This is a genomic window from Aminobacter ciceronei, from assembly GCF_014138625.1.
Taxonomy (GTDB): Bacteria; Pseudomonadota; Alphaproteobacteria; order Rhizobiales; family Rhizobiaceae; genus Aminobacter; species Aminobacter ciceronei.
In genome coordinates this window covers 86,681-101,651 of the sequence record NZ_JACJHY010000019.1, presented here as the reverse complement: position 1 = coordinate 101,651, position 14,971 = coordinate 86,681, and the positions used below count along the sequence as shown (strand labels likewise).

Genomic DNA, 14,971 nt, shown 5'->3' with positions numbered 1-14,971 from the left:
CCTGAGCCTTGCCAATGTGTTCACGGCAACCGACAGCGATGGCGATGCGATCGTCATCAATGCCGGGGCGAGCGTGACCATCGAGAACGACATTCCCGTCAACAATGCCGCGACGGTCAACCTCGGCACGGTGCATGAAGATGCGCTGAACACGGCAGGTGCCGTTGGCAACAGCGAAGGCGGCCAGACGGTGACGGCGTCGATCACCGCGGCCCAGATCGCCGCCCTGGTGACGGCGGGCGCCGATGCGCCGGTGGCGATCGCGCTGAACGCTGCGGTGTCGGGCCCGAGCGGCCTGACCCAGGATGGCCATGCCATCAACTTCGTCTATGACGCCAACAGCGGCGTCATCAACGGCGTTGTGGCCGACGGCCCGAATGCCGGCGGCGTGGTGTTCACCATTGCGCCGAACGGCAGCGACTTCACCTTCACGCTGAAGGACAATGTCGACCATGGTGCGCTGGATGTCGGCGGCGGCGACGCCGAGACGACGAGCCTGAGCCTTGCCAATGTGTTCACGGCAACCGACAGCGATGGCGATGCGATCGTCATCAATGCCGGGGCGAGCGTGACCATCGAGAACGACATTCCGGAGTTAATTGCGCAAGACCTGGCAGTTTACAGGGTGACCGGCGTCACATCGGGCAATTACGATTTCGATGTCGGCGCTGACAATGCTCCGTTCCCACAATCCTTCGCCGCGCCGGCGCTGACGTGGACCAACGTCCCAGATGGCTACACATTCGCCCTCAAGCCTGGCACAACGGCGACCTATCAGGCGCAGTTCGTGGAAGATGGCGTCACGAAAACCTACTTTGAAATCACAATCAAAGCTGATGGTACGTACGACTTCAATCTGGTAGATGCAGCGCCCTCAGTCTCCGTGCCGAGCGGCAACCTGTTGAGCGGGATTTCGGGAGGCAGCGGTCTGCCGAGCTATACTATTCCGGCCAGCACGTTCGGCGGCGCCTTTAGTATTGTCATAACCGGCACCAATAACGGCAACGCGGATACGCTAACGATTTCGTCAACCGACCTTGGCGTCGGCGACAATGTCGTGCACAAGAACGGCGACGTCCTGAAATTCGATCTGCTGCAGCAGGCAGGCTATGAGACGAGTACGCTGAGCACCATGACGTTCTCGGTCGCGTCAGCCGGTATAGCGGCTGGCGACGACGTTTCGATCACCGTACGATACACAGATGGCACAACGCAGACGTTCAACGAAGAGGTAACGGCGGGCCCTGGAGGCAGCATGCAACTTGTTGTCGACGGCTTTAACGCGTCAAAGACCGTCGACTATGTCACGATCGATCCGGTTGACAGCAACATGAAAATTACGGGCGTGGCGCTTTCATACACCACGACCATCAACCCTGCCGACCAACTCCTGAACTTCCAGCTCACTGGCACAGACGCAGACGGCGACAAAGCGTCGGATGCGTTTACGGTGACAGTCATGGCCGGTACCAGCGGCGACGACAATATCACAACCGGCAGTTCCAACGATCAGGTCTCCGGCGGCGCGGGCAACGACACTCTCAACGGCGGCGCGGGCAATGACGTGCTGATCGGCGGTACCGGCAACGACGTTCTGAATGGAGGAACTGGTAGCGATACCGCCTCCTATTCTGACAGCGCCACACCAGTTCGCATTAATCTGGACGACAGCGGCAATGCGGCGACCGATACCGCCAGTTTGACCCCTGCTAATGGTGAAGTTGGCGGTGCTGCATTCGGTGATGACTTGATCGGTATAGAAAACCTCACCGGCGGCTCCGCAGGTGACTATCTCGCCGGCAATAGTTCGTCGAATGTCTTGATGGGGCTTGGTGGCGATGATTTTCTGTTCGGCGAGAACGGCAACGACATTCTGAACGGCGGCAGTGGTCAAGACACCATGACCGGCGGAGCAGGGGCCGACACCTTTGTCGTCAGCGCGGATGCGATCGGTGGATCGATCAATGACATCATCTCAGACTTCACGATTGCCCAGGGCGATCAAATCGATCTGAGCGAGCTGTTGAAAGGGCTTGCCGCCGGCACCGATCTGGAAGCGGGGGGGTATGTCAAGATCGAGCAAACCGGAGTCAATACTTCGACCGTCAGCGTCGACGTCGATGGTGGTGGCAATTCCTATCAGGCCGTCGCCGAGCTGCAGAACTTGACCTACAACAGCGCAACAACTGACACGGTGAAGATACTGTTCGAAGATAATTCGGGCACCAAGCACACGGATAACGTATAAGCGTGATCAGGTGCGAATGATTTGGTCGATGTCCCGATGACAAAGGCGATGGCCGACAACAATGACAAGGGCGTAGGTGCGATCTTGCCGACACCCCTTCAAGACGTGGGGGCTGCGCAGGAAGAAGTTCTGCTTGATGCCGGAGTCTTGCTTGCGCTGCTGGCCACGCCTGCGGTCGAACCTGTGGCGCTCGGCGAGATACTGGCCGATGCAGTTATTGGTGACGTCGTCGACATCTCGGACATGCTGCCAGGCATATTCGAAACGACACTGGCTCCGGAGATGGTCGCTGTCGAAGGGCAGCGACTGGATGCGGTCAGCGTGGTCGGCGACCTGATCGACCTTCCGGGCGGCTTTTTTACTTCGGCAGTTGCCTTGGTGCCATTGTTCGACGATGGCGCCAAGGTGCATACTGATGCGTGACAGCAGCTTAGGGTTGGATTGCCGTTTTGACAGTGGGACGCTGGCGAGAACTACTCCCAGTAAAGAGAGGGACTATCGATGCTTGACGGACTGAAGCGGTCGGCCATTGGCGGCCTGTGCGTACTCGCCTTTGCCGGGCAGGTGGCGGCGGCGGACCTCATCGACGTGCCGACGGCAAGCTACTGCCGCCTGGCGACGACGTCGGACCTAGCGCTGAACGAAAACATCGGCGAGGTGAAGACCGAGGTGGTGCGCATGATGGACGAGGCTGTGGCTGCCGCAAACAGCTCGCAGTGGCTCGATTCCTCGCGCCCGGTGTTCGTCTGGGCGTCGGAAGCCAAGGTCGCCTGCGGCAAGGCCTATGGTTACCTCAAGACCAATTATCGCGACGAGGATTACCTCAACAAATGCGAGTGTTTCCACAGCCGCATGGTGGAGTACATGAACTAGTTGAGCGGCGACCGGGCCCGCCCTTCGTAGCGGTCGCTTGATGAGCCCCGGCTCCGCATGATGACAAAGCATGTCGCCCCGGCACTCCTGGCCGCCAGCCTGACGTTTTCGGCTGCGGCCTCGGCTGTGGTTCTGGAGCAGGTACGGCCACAAGCTGAAAGGGTAGTCCACGCGCGCGCCGCGGCCTGTGATGGGCCCGGCAACGAGGCAGACAGGGAAGCGTTCCGTGCCCTCGCCGCCTGCGAGGCCCGCGCCAAGGAATTGCCGGAAGAGTTCGCTCTTGCGGTGATGGAGATCGAGAGCTTCTACGATCCCGAGGCGCGCGGCGGCGATGGCGAGGTAGGGCTCATGCAGGTCATGCCGGCGACCGCCCGCCTGATGGGGTTCCGCGGCACGCTCGATGAGCTGGCCGATCCCCGGACCAACATAGCCCTTGGCGTGCGCTATCTCGCCGGTGCGTTTCGGCTGGCAGAAGGCGATCTCTGCACGACAGTGATGAAATACCGTGCCGGCCACGCCGAAACGCGGTTTTCAGCCCTCTCGGTGCGCTATTGCCTCCGCGCCCGGGCGATTCTCGAACGGGACGGTTTCAAGGTCACCGGCACGGTGCCGGAGGCGACGTTCGGCTTTGCCGCCGTGGCTGGCCTGGGCGAGGTCAACGCCAAGGGTTCGGCTGCGCCCAAAGGCGTCTGCGTCAGAAGGTCCTTCGTGCCTGGCCCGCGCTACATGCGCTGCGTCGAGTACCGACCGGCAGCGCAGGCGCGCCACATCCGTAGCCTGCGCGCCAAGTTGTTCGGTGGCTAAAACCGATGGCACACCTCGGAAGGCTGCAGGAGTGTCAGTTTGTGCCCAACACGGCCACGGTGATCGGACGCTTGTCCACCCGTCCAACTGACTGGTCAATTTTGCAACAGGTGGCGGAACAATTGCTGGTCTGTTCAACGGTCCCTCGCGAAATGACGTGGACATTCCCCCACGCGATAAGCAGGTTGATGGTCGGGGTGCGAGTTTGCGCTCCTGGGGAGGAATGATGAGGGAACCTAAACGGCTGGGGCGTGCCGCATTGCTGGCGTTCGCCTTGGCGCTGCCGCTCGGCCTTGGCGCATGCCAATCCGACACCAGCACCGAAGACGTCCTCGGCTCCGCGTCGGACGGCCAGATCGGCCCGCAAAATACTTCAGTTGCAAAATCAGGACCTGCGAAATCGGGCGAAAGCCTGGGCAAGGGACCGATCAAGGTGTCGATGCTGCTGCCCTTGTCGGCAGGCGGGACCGCCGGCGACCGCGGCCGCAAGATGCGCGACGCCGCTGCGCTGGCCATGGCCGACCTCGGCAATGACCTATTGACCTTGAACATCGAGGATACCGGTGGCGACGAAACGCGTGCTCGGACCCTGACGACGGGGGCGCTTGCTTCGGGTGCCAAGCTGGTCATCGGTCCCTCCGAGCACGGCGCGGTGCGCCAGCTGGCAGCCGTCTCGGGCGCCAACAGGCCGCTCGTGCTGGCGCTCGCCGACAACTACGCCGGCGCACCGGGCGTCTATTCGGTGCGGCTCAACGAGGCCGACAGCGCTGCGGCTGGTGCAGCGGCCATTGCCGCCAAGGGCGCGCGCAAGTTCGTGCTGTTCATGGCTGAAGGCGATGCCGGCAAGGTTATCGAAAAACGCGTTGCGAACAGTCTCAGCATCTATGGTGCGTCACTGGCGGTAGCGCTGCCTTTCGGTCCAGCCGGTGGCGGTTCGGACAAGGCAGTTGCAGACATGATGGCACTTGTCGACGATCCACAGGCCATCGTCATCGCCAGCGGCAGCGCCAATCCGGCGCCTCTTGTCTCGGCGCTGAAGGCCAAGGGCGTGCTCGGCAAGAACGTTGCGCTGGTCGGCTCCACCCGCTGGCTCGAGCACGGCATAAGCGACCCGGCACTGCAGGGCGCCCACATCGCCACCCTCGACGCGGCCGAGATCGGGCCGATCGCCGACCGCTTCCGCAAGACCTACAATTACGAACCTGACATCAACGTCGCCTATGGCTACGACACGGTTGCCCTGGCCGCCGGCATTGCCAGCGCCATGGGTCCGAAGGGCTTCACCAAGAAGGTGATCGAAAACCCGACCGGCTTCCGTGGATCGACCGGCATCTTCCGCTTCCGCGACGACGGCGCCGGCGAACGGGCAATGCCCTTCTTTCGGATCGAAAACGGCAAGCTGAAGCAGATCGAGAAATCGACGTCAGGGTTCTGACAGCTCATTCGATGCAGGCACGAGCTCCTATTGCAGTGTCTGGCCGCCGTCGGCGAGCAGGGTCTGGCCGGTGATCCACCCGCTCAATGGCGAGGCGAGGAACAGGACTACGTTTGCGATGTCTCCGGGCGTGCCGAAGCGGCCAAAGGGAAAACTCGCCTGCGTCCTGTCGTAGAGCGCCGGGTTCTGAATCCGGCATTTGTCCCACCATCCGCCAGGAAATTCCAGAGAGCCCGGGGCAACGCAGTTGACGCGAATGCCCTTGCCGGCAAGGGCTGCGGCCTGCGACCGGGTGAAATGCATGATCGCCGCCTTTGCCGCCCCATAGGCCGGTGTCGTCGGGGCGGGTGCGAAAGCAGTGCGCGAGGAGATGTTGATGATCGCCGGGTTGGTCCCGTTTTCCAGGTAGGGTTGCGCGGCCGATGATGCACGAACGGTGGCGAGTACGTCCACACTGAGGCTTGCGGCCCAGTCCTGTTCGGTGTCGGAACTGGCCTTGCCGGTGGCGTTGTTGACCAGGATGTCGATGCCGCCAAGCCTGGTAGCGGCTTCCTCGACATACGCCTTGATCGAGGCGTGCTCGGCGAGCTCACAACAGGCCGCGTGGGCGACGACACCGTGCATTGCGATCCTTTCTCCGGCAGCTTCAAGGTCGCTTTTGCCGCGGGCGCAGATGGATACCGAGGCCCCAGCCTCGGCGAATGCAAGCGCGACATGGAGGCCAAGCCCTCTGCTGCCGCCGGCGATGACGACATGGCGCCCTCTGAGATCGAGCTCGAACATCTGATACCCTCCCCGCGTTCTCGCCCGCGAACTTATCTGCAATAATTTCATGCTCAAGGAGAAAATTTCCTTGCATGATCCCTTGGCATCGCCATGCTGGGGCGGGTGTGCATGCCCGACGAAGCCATATTGCACCACCAGCTTCGGCGATCTGCCGAGGTTGCGCGATGGCCAGCCACGGAAGGGAAAGCTGTGGTGTGATGGCACGGAGGCGCCTTGCGAATGTGTGGAAACAACAACAGTGGAACAGGCGAGCTGGCAAATTCGGACATGCGGAAAATGACCACCAAAGAACCGGAAGAGCTGGCGACACTTGAAGCCGATGGGGCTGTTCGCGAAATCAATCGGACTGCGCGCAGGGCTTCGGGCCGCAAGCCGAGCCGCAAGACCGAAGGCGTGCAGGAAAAGATCCTCGACGCTGCCGCCAAGGTGTTTGCCCAGAAGGGTTATCAGCTCACCAAGCTCAGTGAAATTTCCGACGCGATCGATCTTCATGTGACGGCGCTGCGTTATCACTTCCCGACAAAGGACGTGCTGGTCGAGGAAATGATCAACAGCCTGACCCGGGAGCTGCATTTGAGACTCCTGGCCACGCTGCAGCAACTGCCGCCGGAAACGTGCTATCGCGCGCGCATCGAGGCAGCGGCGATCACCTATCTCAACACGACGCTGCAGAAGCTCGACTACATCGCTGCGCATGGCAATGTCATCAATCAGGTTCCAGAGGATGTGCGCGAGCGGCATTTCGGGCTGTTGAACGAGACCAACAGGATCTGGCGCGACCTGATGGCGGCCGCTTCCGAGGCAGGCGAACTCAGGCCAGGCATCAATGTGTCGCTCGCCAACCAGGTGCTGCAGGGAACACTGATCTGGACCCGCGAATGGTACCGGCCGGGGGGGCTCACGCCGACCGAGCTCGCCGTGCAGATCCTCGATATCCTGTTCGATGGCATCGCGCCGCGTTAGGCACTGCTGTCAACGTGCAGCGGCCTCTGGGGAGAAATGGGTTTCGAACTTGCCATCGAGCCCCTTGAAGGCTTGTGCATCCTGAGGTGGCGGCAACTGGGCCGAGATGACAGGCCATTTCGCTGAATACTGCCTGTTTAGCGCCAGCCACTTTTCCGCCAGCGGGTTGGTATCGGCGAGGATCGCATCGGCCGGGCACTCCGGTTCGCATACCCCGCAGTCGATGCAAACCTCTGGGTCGATCACCAGCATGTTTTCGCCTTCGTGGAAGCAGTCCACCGGGCAGACAGCCACACAGTCGGTGAATTTGCACCGTACGCAGGCGTCGGTCACCACATAAGTCATTTTTCGTCTCTCCAAAGCCGTGGCGGGAAGCTAGCGAACATTTTTTGTACTTCAACATGAAATTTCATGTTCGAGGAGAAAAAATGTCTTGCACTCCAAACCGGAAGCCCGTAGCTCTAGGGCCACCAGCAACCGGGAGGGGTTACTTGGAACTCGATCTTTTCATTTCCGGCATTGGCGGGCAGGGCATCCAGCTCATCGGCAAGTCGCTGGCACTCGCTGCCATCAAGGATAGCCGGCATGTGATGCTTGCCGGCGAGTATGGCGGCCACATGCGCGGCGGCAGTTCGATCGGCACCGTCGTCATCGGCGCGAAGCCCTTGAAGGCGCTGCCTATCCTTCCGCATGCCGGCTCGGCCATCGCAATGTCGCATCTGTTCTGGGAGCGCGTCGGTTCGCGTCTGCGGCCGGGTTCGTTCGTGCTGGCCGAAGAGACCGTCGCGGCCGACCTGCCCGATATGGAACAGCACAGGCTTGTGAAGCTGCCTGCCACGGCGATCGCCACCGAGCTGGGAAGCCGCATGGCCGCCGGCATGGTGATGCTCGGCGCCTTCGCGGCGCTCACCGGTGCCGTGGAAATCGACAGCGCTGTGGCTGCAATGGCCGAACAGATCCCATCCTATCGCCGCCAGCACATCGAAGCCAACGAGCGGGCGATACGTGCTGGTGCAGCCTCAGTCACGCCGATGGCCTTCGCCGTCGACCTCGACGCACGGGAGGTCGCATGAGACAGGTCACGCGCGGCACGCTCGTCATCGATGCCGACCGCTGCAAAGGTTGCGAACTCTGTATCGTTGCCTGTCCGCCGAGGGTCCTGACCATGTCCAGGACAGGTAACGCCACCGGCTATCTCTATCCCGAACTTGCACCCGGTTGCACCGGCTGCACCGCCTGTCAGCAGGTGTGCCCCGATTTTGTCTTCGAAGTCTACAAGTACCACGAGCCGATCGTTTCGGGCTCCGACGCCGAAAGGATGCAGTGATGACGATGCGCCTGATGGATGGAAGCGAGGCGATCGTCGAGGCGGCGATCCAGGCTGGCCTGCGCTTTTATGCTGGCTATCCGATGTCGCCGGCGACCGAGCTGCTCGAATACATGGCCGAGAAACTGCCGCACCATGAAGGGGTCTGCATCAATGCGGCGACGGAGATAGAAGGCATCAACATGGCGCTGGGTGCTGCAGCCGGTGGTTTTCGCGCCGCCAGCGGCTCCTGCGGCCAGGGCCTGGCGCTGATGCAGGAGGCGATCGCGGAGGCCGCGCTCAACGAGACGCCGATCGTCATCTTCAACATGGCCCGCAACCAGCAGGATTATTTCCAAGCGACACGCGGCGGCGGTTGGGGTGACTACCGCACCATCACGCTGGCGCCAAAGGATCTGCATGAGGCGGTCGAGCACGCGCAACTCGCCTTCCACCTCGCCGACAAGTACCGCGTGCCTGTCATCTTCATGGGCGACAATCTGCTCGCCCGCACCCAGATGGGAACGACGCTGCCGCAGCTTGACCTCGCGCCGCTGCCGCCCAAGGACTGGCAGCTCGACGGCACTTCGGGTGGCACCGGCAAGTCGCGCCAGATCTGGACCTTCGGTTGTGGCAAGACCAACGACCCCGGTCCCGGCCCGAGCAAGCACTGGGAGCGCATCGCCGCCAAGTTCGACGCCATCGCCGAAGTCGAAGCGCGCTATGAAGAGGGCTTCACGGACGACGCTGAAACGCTCGTCGTCGCCTTCGGCTCTGGCGGCAAGTTCGTCGAGCATGTGGTGCGCGAGATGCGCGCCGACGGCCACAAGGTGGGCTACTTCCGCCCTGTTACACTGTGGCCTTATCCGGGAGAAGCGCTCGAGCGGGCGTCGCAGGGCTGCAAGCGCGTGCTGGTGTTCGAGCTCAATGCCGGCCAGATGATCGATGACGTCAGGCTCAACGTGCACGACCGCAAGCTGGTCAAGGCTATCGGCGGCGTCAGCTTCGATGAGTCCGGCCTGAACCTCGGCCCCCTCATGGATGCGACCGTGATCCGCGAGCGCATCGAGCTAGCCATCCACGGAGCCAGCAAATGAGCATCGTCATGACCACGCGCCCGCCCGAGGCGCCCAGCAACAAGGTGGCTTCGTTCAAGCCGACGCTGCTGCAGACCGAGGAACATCATCTTTGCCCAGGCTGCGGCGAGCCGGTGGCCATCCGCCTGGTGCTCGAGGTCATCGAGGAACTCGGCCTAGCTCAAAAGAACGTATCGATCATCGGCCATGGTTGTTACGGCTCGTTCATCATGACGATGGATGTCGACTCCACGCTTTGCCTGCACGGACGCGCACCCGCGGTTGCGACCGGCCTCAAGCGCATGCGTCCGGAGGTCGCCGTATGGACGTTGCAAGGCGATGGCGACATGACCAGCGAGGGTCTCGCCGAAATACTGCATGCGACGGCACGCGGTGAAAACATCACCTGCATCCTGCTGAACAACGGCGTGTTCGGCGACACCGGCGGCCAGATGACGGCATCCTCCGTCATCGGCCAGCGCACCAAGAACACGCTCGAAGGCCGCGATGCCGCCTATCACGGCTATCCCATCGTCATCGGCGATATGGTGGCGGCGATGCCGGGATCGGCCTTCGTGGCGCGCGGCTCGGTGCACAACGCCGCCTCGATCGCGGCGACGCGGCGACTGATCCGCAAGGGCTTCCAGCGACAGATGGAAAAGAAGGGGCTCAGCCTCGTCGAGATCCTGACCATGTGCCCGACCGGCTGGTTCGTGCCGGCATCTGGTGGCGCGGACTACATGATGGAGTCGCTCGGCAAGACCTACCCGCTGGGCGAAATCAAGGACATTGCGGCTACGGAACAGGCATGATGCAACGGCACGTCCATCGCATACTCGATCTTGCTGTCAGCTCGACGCCGAATGCGCTCGCAGCGTCGCTCGATGAACACACTGTCACGTTCGCCGAGGTCGATGGCGCTGCCAATGCGATGGCAAGGGTCCTCCAATCCCTCGGCATCAAGCGTGGCAGCCGCATTCTGTTTCAGGCCGAAATGACACTCGATCATCTGGCTTTTTATTTCGCCAGCCAGCGACTGGGGGCCGCCTTCGTGCCGCTGAACCCGGCGCTGTCGCAAGATGAGCTGTTGCCGATTGCCGACTATATCCGGCCAGACCTTCTCGTGCTCGATCCGTTGCGGCAGCACGGCCATCGCTTCTCCTCAGCCTGCGCCGATGTTCCGGTGGCGATCCTCGGCGCTGGCGCCGCGGCAACTGCGGGCGTGAACCTTGATGCTCTCGCCAGCAGGGCCAGTTGCGACCGACTTCCCGACCTTGGCGTCGAGGAAGAGGACAGCCACGCGATCTTCCTGACCAGCGGCAGCACGGGCCGGCCGAAGGGCGTGGTGCTGTCACATAAGGCAAGTTGGCTGCGCTCCTATCTCGGCGCTTCGCGTTTCGTCACGTCAGGTGGCCGTGGCGAACTGATGACGTTCCCGATGTTCCATTGGGCCGGCTGGAACTACCTGATGGAGAACTGGGCGCATCGGCGCGCTGTGCACTTCGTCAGCCGTCCCGAAGGCGACATGCTTGCCCGCGCCATAGACCGCTGGAAACCGGCTTTTCTCTACTGCATTCCGGCTGTCTGGGAGCGGCTGCTCGCCTCCAACGTCGCTTTCGACGCTACGGTGGTGCGCTCGGCGGCGTCAGGCACGTCGCGCTTCGACCCCGTGCTGATGGACCGCATCCGTGCCCGCTTTCCGCGCGCCTATCGCGCTGCAATGTACGGCTCCACCGAGTTTGGCGCGGCACTTGGCCTCAACGATTCCGAGATCGATCGCAAGCCCGGCAGTGTAGGCCTGCCCCTGCCTGGCAACGAGACGCGCATTGTCGATGGCGAGTTGCAATTGCGCTCACTCAGCATGATGGACGGCTATTTCGAATTGCCCGATCAGACTGCCGAGGTGTTCGTCGACGGCTGGTATCGCAGCGGCGATGTCGCCGAGACGGATGACGAAGGCTTCCTGACCATCACGGGTCGCCGCCGCGAGGTCATCCGCTCGGGTGGCGAGACGGTTGCACCTGCCGAGGTGGAGCTCGCGCTCGCCGGCTGCCCGGGCATCCGTTCGGTCGCCGTTGTTGGTTTGCCGGACCCCGTATGGGGCGAACTGGTCTGTGCTGCCGTCGTACTCGACCGCCCGGGCGAATGCCCGAGCCTGGAGGCCGTGCGCAGCCATCTCGGCCAGTCGCTGGCGACCTTCAAGCATCCGCGCCGCATCGTGGCTGTCGACGAACTGCCAAAGACGCCGGCCACCGGACAGATCATGCGCTCGCGCGTGAGGGAGTTGGTTCTGCAGATCCACTGACCGCATTCATCCGGGGAGGAGGAAGCCCCGGTCTTTTGGGAGGAAGACATGCGATTGAACAGAAGACATTTTCTGACGACCTCGGCAGCGGGCGTCGGCGCGCTGGCTATGCCTGGCATCTTGCGCGCGCAGCAGGGAGAAGCTGTACGCATAGGCCTGATCACCACGTTGAGCGGCCCGGGCCAGCTCTACGGCAACTATATCAAGGATGGTTGCGAGATTGCGGTCGAGCGCCTCAATGCTGCCGGCGGCGTCAATGGCGCGAAGATCGAGCTGGTGGTGCGTGACGACAAGAACTCGCCCGAAGGTGCCGTCACTGCTTTCCGCGAACTGACCGGCAACGGCATCAAGCTGTTCGCCCAGGGCACCTTCACCGCCAACCTGCTCGGCACCTTGCCGCTGCTCGAGGAAGCTGACGTCACCATGGTGATGGTCGGGGCATCGGCGCTTGCACTGACCCATGAAGCCTTCAATCCGCGCGCCTTCCGCCTCGGCTTTTCGTCGCCGATGTGCTTCGGCGGCTATGGCACCCTGATGGCCCAGAAGCACCCGGAGATCGAGAAGTGGGCGACGCTGCGCTCCGACGTCACCGCGCTTGCCGACATCACCAACGCCTTCACCAAGGGGCTGAAGGCAGAAACCGAAAAAGCCGGTCGCAAGGTCGAGGTGCTCGACCCCGTGTTGGTGCCCTATGGCGGGGCCGACTTCCGCAACCAGATTTCCAACATCATCGGGTCGGGCGCGCCGGGGCTGTTCAACGTCCTGCAGGGCGCCGACGCCATCAGCTACTACAAGCAGGCTCGCACCTTCGGTCTCGACGAGAAGTTCAAGGTGCTGTGCGACAGTGCCAACGAGTTCGCCATCGCCAAAGCCATGGGCGCCAACACGCCTGCGTCGCTGTGGAGCTGGACCGGCTGGTATCCGGCTGCCAACAAGGGCAATCCGGTCAGCGACGAGGTCCACAAGGCCTACATCAAGCTGCGCGGCGACGAATATCCGAACTGGTACATCGGCGTTTCGCACGACAGCATCCTGACGATCGCTAATGCCGTCGCCAAGGCGGGTTCGCTCGACGCGGCCAAGCTGATCCCGACCATCGAGACCGAGACGCCGCAAGGGGCGCTGGGCAAGATCCAGTTCCGCAAGGAAGACCACGGCTTTGCCGGTGACCTGACCTACATCCGCTTCGGCCGCGACGACAAGAATGCCAATGGCTGGAGCGTGTTCGAGACGGCGCAGCTTCCGGGCGCGGAGTTCCTGGAGAAGGCAACTCCTGGCTCCAAGCTCAACTAGAGGCGGAAAATCAGATGTTCACGCTGGTCAACGGTCTCACGACCGGGATGGCCGTGTTCCTCGTCGCCGCGGGTCTGACCCTCGTCTTCGGGATCATGCGCATCCTCAACTTCGCCCATGGCGCCTTCTTCATGATCGGCGCCTATGTCGCGAGCTCGCTCGTCGGCTCGGCTCCGCGTTCGGTCCTGGCGCTGGTTGCCGCGGCCGTCGTTGCGGCGCTGGTGGTGGGCGTCCTCGGGATCGTTGTCCAGCGTTTCGTCCTTCGGCGCATTCAGCATGTCGACGAACACTACATGCTGATCGCTACCTTCGCGGTGATGCTTGTCTGTGTGGGCTTCGTGAAGCTTGTCTGGGGACTGGAATTCCTGTCGGTCGATCCGCCGCCCGGCATCGATACCGGTGTCGACATCTTCGGTCTGTTCGTGCCGTCCTTTTCGCTGTTCATCATCGGCTCCGGCATCGTCGTTTTCCTGGTACTCGACTTCGTCATCCATCGGGCCTGGGCCGGCAAGATGATCACCGCGATCGCCCGTGACGGCTGGATGGCCGAATTGCTGGGCATCAACGTTCCGGCGGGCATCATGGCGGCGGTTGGCGGCAGCTTTGCCCTTGCCGGGCTTGCCGGCGGACTGCTGCTGCCCAATCAGACGCTGTCGCCGGCGCTCGGTGACACCTTCCTGCTGCTCGCCTTCATCACCGTTGTCATCGGCGGGCTGGGCAATGTCCGCGGCGCCTTTATCGCCGCCATCCTGCTCGGCCTGATCGACGGCCTCAACACAATGTTCCTGCCGGCCTATCCGGGCGTTGCCGTCTATGTCGGCATGGTCGCCTTCCTGCTGATGTGGCCGAACGGCATACTCGGGGAGAGCCGGCTATGAACCGCACCATTTCGGGCGCTCTGCTCGCTGTCCTTGCGGCAGCGCTTGTCCTTCTGCCCTTCTGGGCCAATTCCGGGCTTGTGTTCCTCGCTGGCACGACGATGGTTGTCGCCGTCTTCGCACTCTCCTGGAACCTGCTGTTCGGTTATGCCGGCCTGGCCAGCTTCGGCAGCGGTGGGCTGTTTTCCATCGGCGCCTATACGATGGCAGTGACACTGCGCGGCGGGTATGAAGGGCAGTTCCTGCTGCTGATCGCCCTGTCGACGGCCATTGGCGGAGCGGTGGCGTTTGCCATCGGTGTCGTGGCGCTCAGGCGGTCGACCGGCATCTTCCTGGCCATCCTGACGCTGGCGCTGGCCGAGCTGCTGCGCATCACGCTCGCCAAGATCCATTGGCTGGGTGCGGAGGACGGCATCCCGAGCATTGTCCGGCCGAAGGCCTCCATCGGCGTTGCTACTGTCGATCTCGCCCAAGGCAACCACTACTACTGGTTCCTGTGCGTCGCCTGCGCTCTTCTGGTGGCCCTGTGCTGGTGGATCGCCCACGGCCGCTTCGGTCGCACGTTGCGCACGATCCGGCTGGACACCGAACGCGCCGCGTTCATGGGCGTCGACACCCATCGCTACCGCCTGGTCGCATTCACCATTTCGGGTGCGATTGCCGCCTGTGCGGGCTCGCTCTTCGCGCCCTGGGCCCAGATCGTCACGCCTGACATCGGCAACATGATGCGCTCGACGCAACCGATACTGTTCACCCTTCTTGGCGGTGCTTCGTCCTTCTGGGGGCCGATGATCGGTGCCTTCCTGTTCTCCGCAATCGAGTTCTCGACGCGCACCCTGGTCGGCATCCAGGAGATCATCACCGGCGGCATCCTGCTTGGTGTCGTACTGCTGTTTCCCACTGGCGTGGCCGGTGCCTGGAACGCGCTGGTCGCCCGTCTTGCTGATCCATATCGGGCCGAGGCGAAGGCCAAAGCGACGACCCTCCGGCCGGTGAAGGAGTAG

Annotated in this window: 16 protein-coding genes; 14 read left to right on the top strand and 2 right to left on the bottom strand. The window is 62.6% G+C overall.

Going from position 1 to position 14,971, the window contains the following annotated elements; all coding sequences use genetic code 11:
- From HNQ95_RS19485 to HNQ95_RS19465, 5 genes are all read left to right on the top strand, one after another.
- Positions 1 to 2,248 (top strand): beta strand repeat-containing protein (locus tag HNQ95_RS19485; RefSeq protein ID WP_182585821.1); only part of this gene is annotated, 2,248 nt, incomplete at its 5' end.
- Positions 2,249 to 2,296: 48 nt separating this feature from the next.
- Positions 2,297 to 2,671 carry a hypothetical protein gene (locus HNQ95_RS19480; RefSeq protein WP_182585820.1) on the top strand — a complete coding sequence of 125 codons (375 nt, stop codon included), beginning with the start codon at positions 2,297 to 2,299 and terminating at the stop codon, positions 2,669 to 2,671.
- Between the two features lie 78 nt (positions 2,672 to 2,749).
- Positions 2,750 to 3,121, top strand: a complete 372-nt coding sequence (locus HNQ95_RS19475) for a hypothetical protein (protein ID WP_067968175.1) — start codon at positions 2,750 to 2,752, stop codon at positions 3,119 to 3,121.
- A gap of 57 nt (positions 3,122 to 3,178) precedes the next feature.
- Entirely contained in the window at positions 3,179 to 3,925 is a 747-nt protein-coding gene (locus tag HNQ95_RS19470; protein ID WP_182575050.1) for a lytic transglycosylase domain-containing protein, read from the top strand.
- 226 nt (positions 3,926 to 4,151) lie between these two features.
- Complete coding sequence (locus HNQ95_RS19465; protein ID WP_182575097.1) at positions 4,152 to 5,360, top strand: ABC transporter substrate-binding protein; 1,209 nt, start codon at positions 4,152 to 4,154, stop codon at positions 5,358 to 5,360.
- 27 nt (positions 5,361 to 5,387) lie between these two features.
- Here the strand turns inward: HNQ95_RS19465 and HNQ95_RS19460 are convergent, their stop codons facing one another.
- On the bottom strand, positions 5,388 to 6,278 hold the full coding sequence (locus HNQ95_RS19460; RefSeq protein ID WP_312870954.1) for an SDR family NAD(P)-dependent oxidoreductase: 891 nt from the start codon (positions 6,276 to 6,278) through the stop codon (positions 5,388 to 5,390).
- Positions 6,279 to 6,422: 144 nt separating this feature from the next.
- Here HNQ95_RS19460 and HNQ95_RS19455 point away from each other — a divergent pair, with 144 nt between their 5' ends.
- Positions 6,423 to 7,109, top strand: coding sequence for a TetR/AcrR family transcriptional regulator (locus tag HNQ95_RS19455; RefSeq protein WP_182575051.1), 687 nt, complete (start codon positions 6,423 to 6,425; stop codon positions 7,107 to 7,109).
- Positions 7,110 to 7,118: 9 nt separating this feature from the next.
- Here HNQ95_RS19455 and fdxA read toward each other — a convergent pair whose 3' ends face one another.
- Positions 7,119 to 7,454: a ferredoxin FdxA gene (gene fdxA / locus HNQ95_RS19450; protein WP_182575052.1), complete on the bottom strand. Its 336-nt coding sequence runs from the start codon at positions 7,452 to 7,454 to the stop codon at positions 7,119 to 7,121.
- Positions 7,455 to 7,600: 146 nt separating this feature from the next.
- On the opposite strand from fdxA, the gene HNQ95_RS19445 reads away from it, so the two are divergent.
- The 8 genes from HNQ95_RS19445 to HNQ95_RS19410 are packed head-to-tail and all read left to right on the top strand — an operon-like array spanning position 7,601 to position 14,971.
- A complete protein-coding gene (locus HNQ95_RS19445; protein ID WP_182575053.1) occupies positions 7,601 to 8,182 on the top strand; it encodes a 2-oxoacid:ferredoxin oxidoreductase subunit gamma family protein in 582 nt (193 codons plus the stop codon).
- On the top strand, positions 8,179 to 8,436 hold the full coding sequence (locus HNQ95_RS19440) for a 4Fe-4S dicluster domain-containing protein (protein WP_067968154.1): 258 nt from the start codon (positions 8,179 to 8,181) through the stop codon (positions 8,434 to 8,436). The genes HNQ95_RS19445 and HNQ95_RS19440 overlap by 4 nt, the downstream gene beginning before the upstream one ends.
- On the top strand, positions 8,436 to 9,512 hold the full coding sequence (locus HNQ95_RS19435) for a hypothetical protein (RefSeq protein ID WP_067968152.1): 1,077 nt from the start codon (positions 8,436 to 8,438) through the stop codon (positions 9,510 to 9,512). Before HNQ95_RS19440 ends, HNQ95_RS19435 begins: the two co-directional genes overlap by 1 nt.
- On the top strand, positions 9,509 to 10,303 hold the full coding sequence (locus tag HNQ95_RS19430; protein WP_067968149.1) for a thiamine pyrophosphate-dependent enzyme: 795 nt from the start codon (positions 9,509 to 9,511) through the stop codon (positions 10,301 to 10,303). The genes HNQ95_RS19435 and HNQ95_RS19430 overlap by 4 nt, the downstream gene beginning before the upstream one ends.
- Entirely contained in the window at positions 10,300 to 11,796 is a 1,497-nt protein-coding gene (locus HNQ95_RS19425) for a class I adenylate-forming enzyme family protein (protein ID WP_067968146.1), read from the top strand. Before HNQ95_RS19430 ends, HNQ95_RS19425 begins: the two co-directional genes overlap by 4 nt.
- A gap of 54 nt (positions 11,797 to 11,850) precedes the next feature.
- Positions 11,851 to 13,089 carry an ABC transporter substrate-binding protein gene (locus HNQ95_RS19420; protein WP_182575054.1) on the top strand — a complete coding sequence of 413 codons (1,239 nt, stop codon included), beginning with the start codon at positions 11,851 to 11,853 and terminating at the stop codon, positions 13,087 to 13,089.
- Between the two features lie 14 nt (positions 13,090 to 13,103).
- A complete protein-coding gene (locus tag HNQ95_RS19415; RefSeq protein WP_067968139.1) occupies positions 13,104 to 13,967 on the top strand; it encodes a branched-chain amino acid ABC transporter permease in 864 nt (287 codons plus the stop codon).
- Positions 13,964 to 14,971, top strand: coding sequence for a branched-chain amino acid ABC transporter permease (locus tag HNQ95_RS19410; protein WP_182575055.1), 1,008 nt, complete (start codon positions 13,964 to 13,966; stop codon positions 14,969 to 14,971). Before HNQ95_RS19415 ends, HNQ95_RS19410 begins: the two co-directional genes overlap by 4 nt.

Excerpts from the sequence above, each read along its gene's own strand:
- HNQ95_RS19430 (WP_067968149.1), top strand. The coding sequence starts at position 9,509 with ATGAGCATCGTCATGACCACGCGCCCGCCCGAGGCGCCCAGCAACAAG.
- HNQ95_RS19470 (WP_182575050.1), top strand. The coding sequence starts at position 3,179 with ATGATGACAAAGCATGTCGCCCCGGCACTCCTGGCCGCCAGCCTGACG.
- HNQ95_RS19475 (WP_067968175.1), top strand. The coding sequence starts at position 2,750 with ATGCTTGACGGACTGAAGCGGTCGGCCATTGGCGGCCTGTGCGTACTC.
- HNQ95_RS19480 (WP_182585820.1), top strand. The coding sequence starts at position 2,297 with ATGGCCGACAACAATGACAAGGGCGTAGGTGCGATCTTGCCGACACCC.
- HNQ95_RS19465 (WP_182575097.1), top strand. The coding sequence starts at position 4,152 with ATGAGGGAACCTAAACGGCTGGGGCGTGCCGCATTGCTGGCGTTCGCC.
- HNQ95_RS19415 (WP_067968139.1), top strand. The coding sequence starts at position 13,104 with ATGTTCACGCTGGTCAACGGTCTCACGACCGGGATGGCCGTGTTCCTC.
- HNQ95_RS19410 (WP_182575055.1), top strand. The coding sequence starts at position 13,964 with ATGAACCGCACCATTTCGGGCGCTCTGCTCGCTGTCCTTGCGGCAGCG.
- HNQ95_RS19425 (WP_067968146.1), top strand. The coding sequence starts at position 10,300 with ATGATGCAACGGCACGTCCATCGCATACTCGATCTTGCTGTCAGCTCG.
- HNQ95_RS19440 (WP_067968154.1), top strand. The coding sequence starts at position 8,179 with ATGAGACAGGTCACGCGCGGCACGCTCGTCATCGATGCCGACCGCTGC.
- HNQ95_RS19455 (WP_182575051.1), top strand. The coding sequence starts at position 6,423 with ATGACCACCAAAGAACCGGAAGAGCTGGCGACACTTGAAGCCGATGGG.
- fdxA (WP_182575052.1), bottom strand. The coding sequence starts at position 7,454 with ATGACTTATGTGGTGACCGACGCCTGCGTACGGTGCAAATTCACCGAC.
- HNQ95_RS19435 (WP_067968152.1), top strand. The coding sequence starts at position 8,436 with ATGACGATGCGCCTGATGGATGGAAGCGAGGCGATCGTCGAGGCGGCG.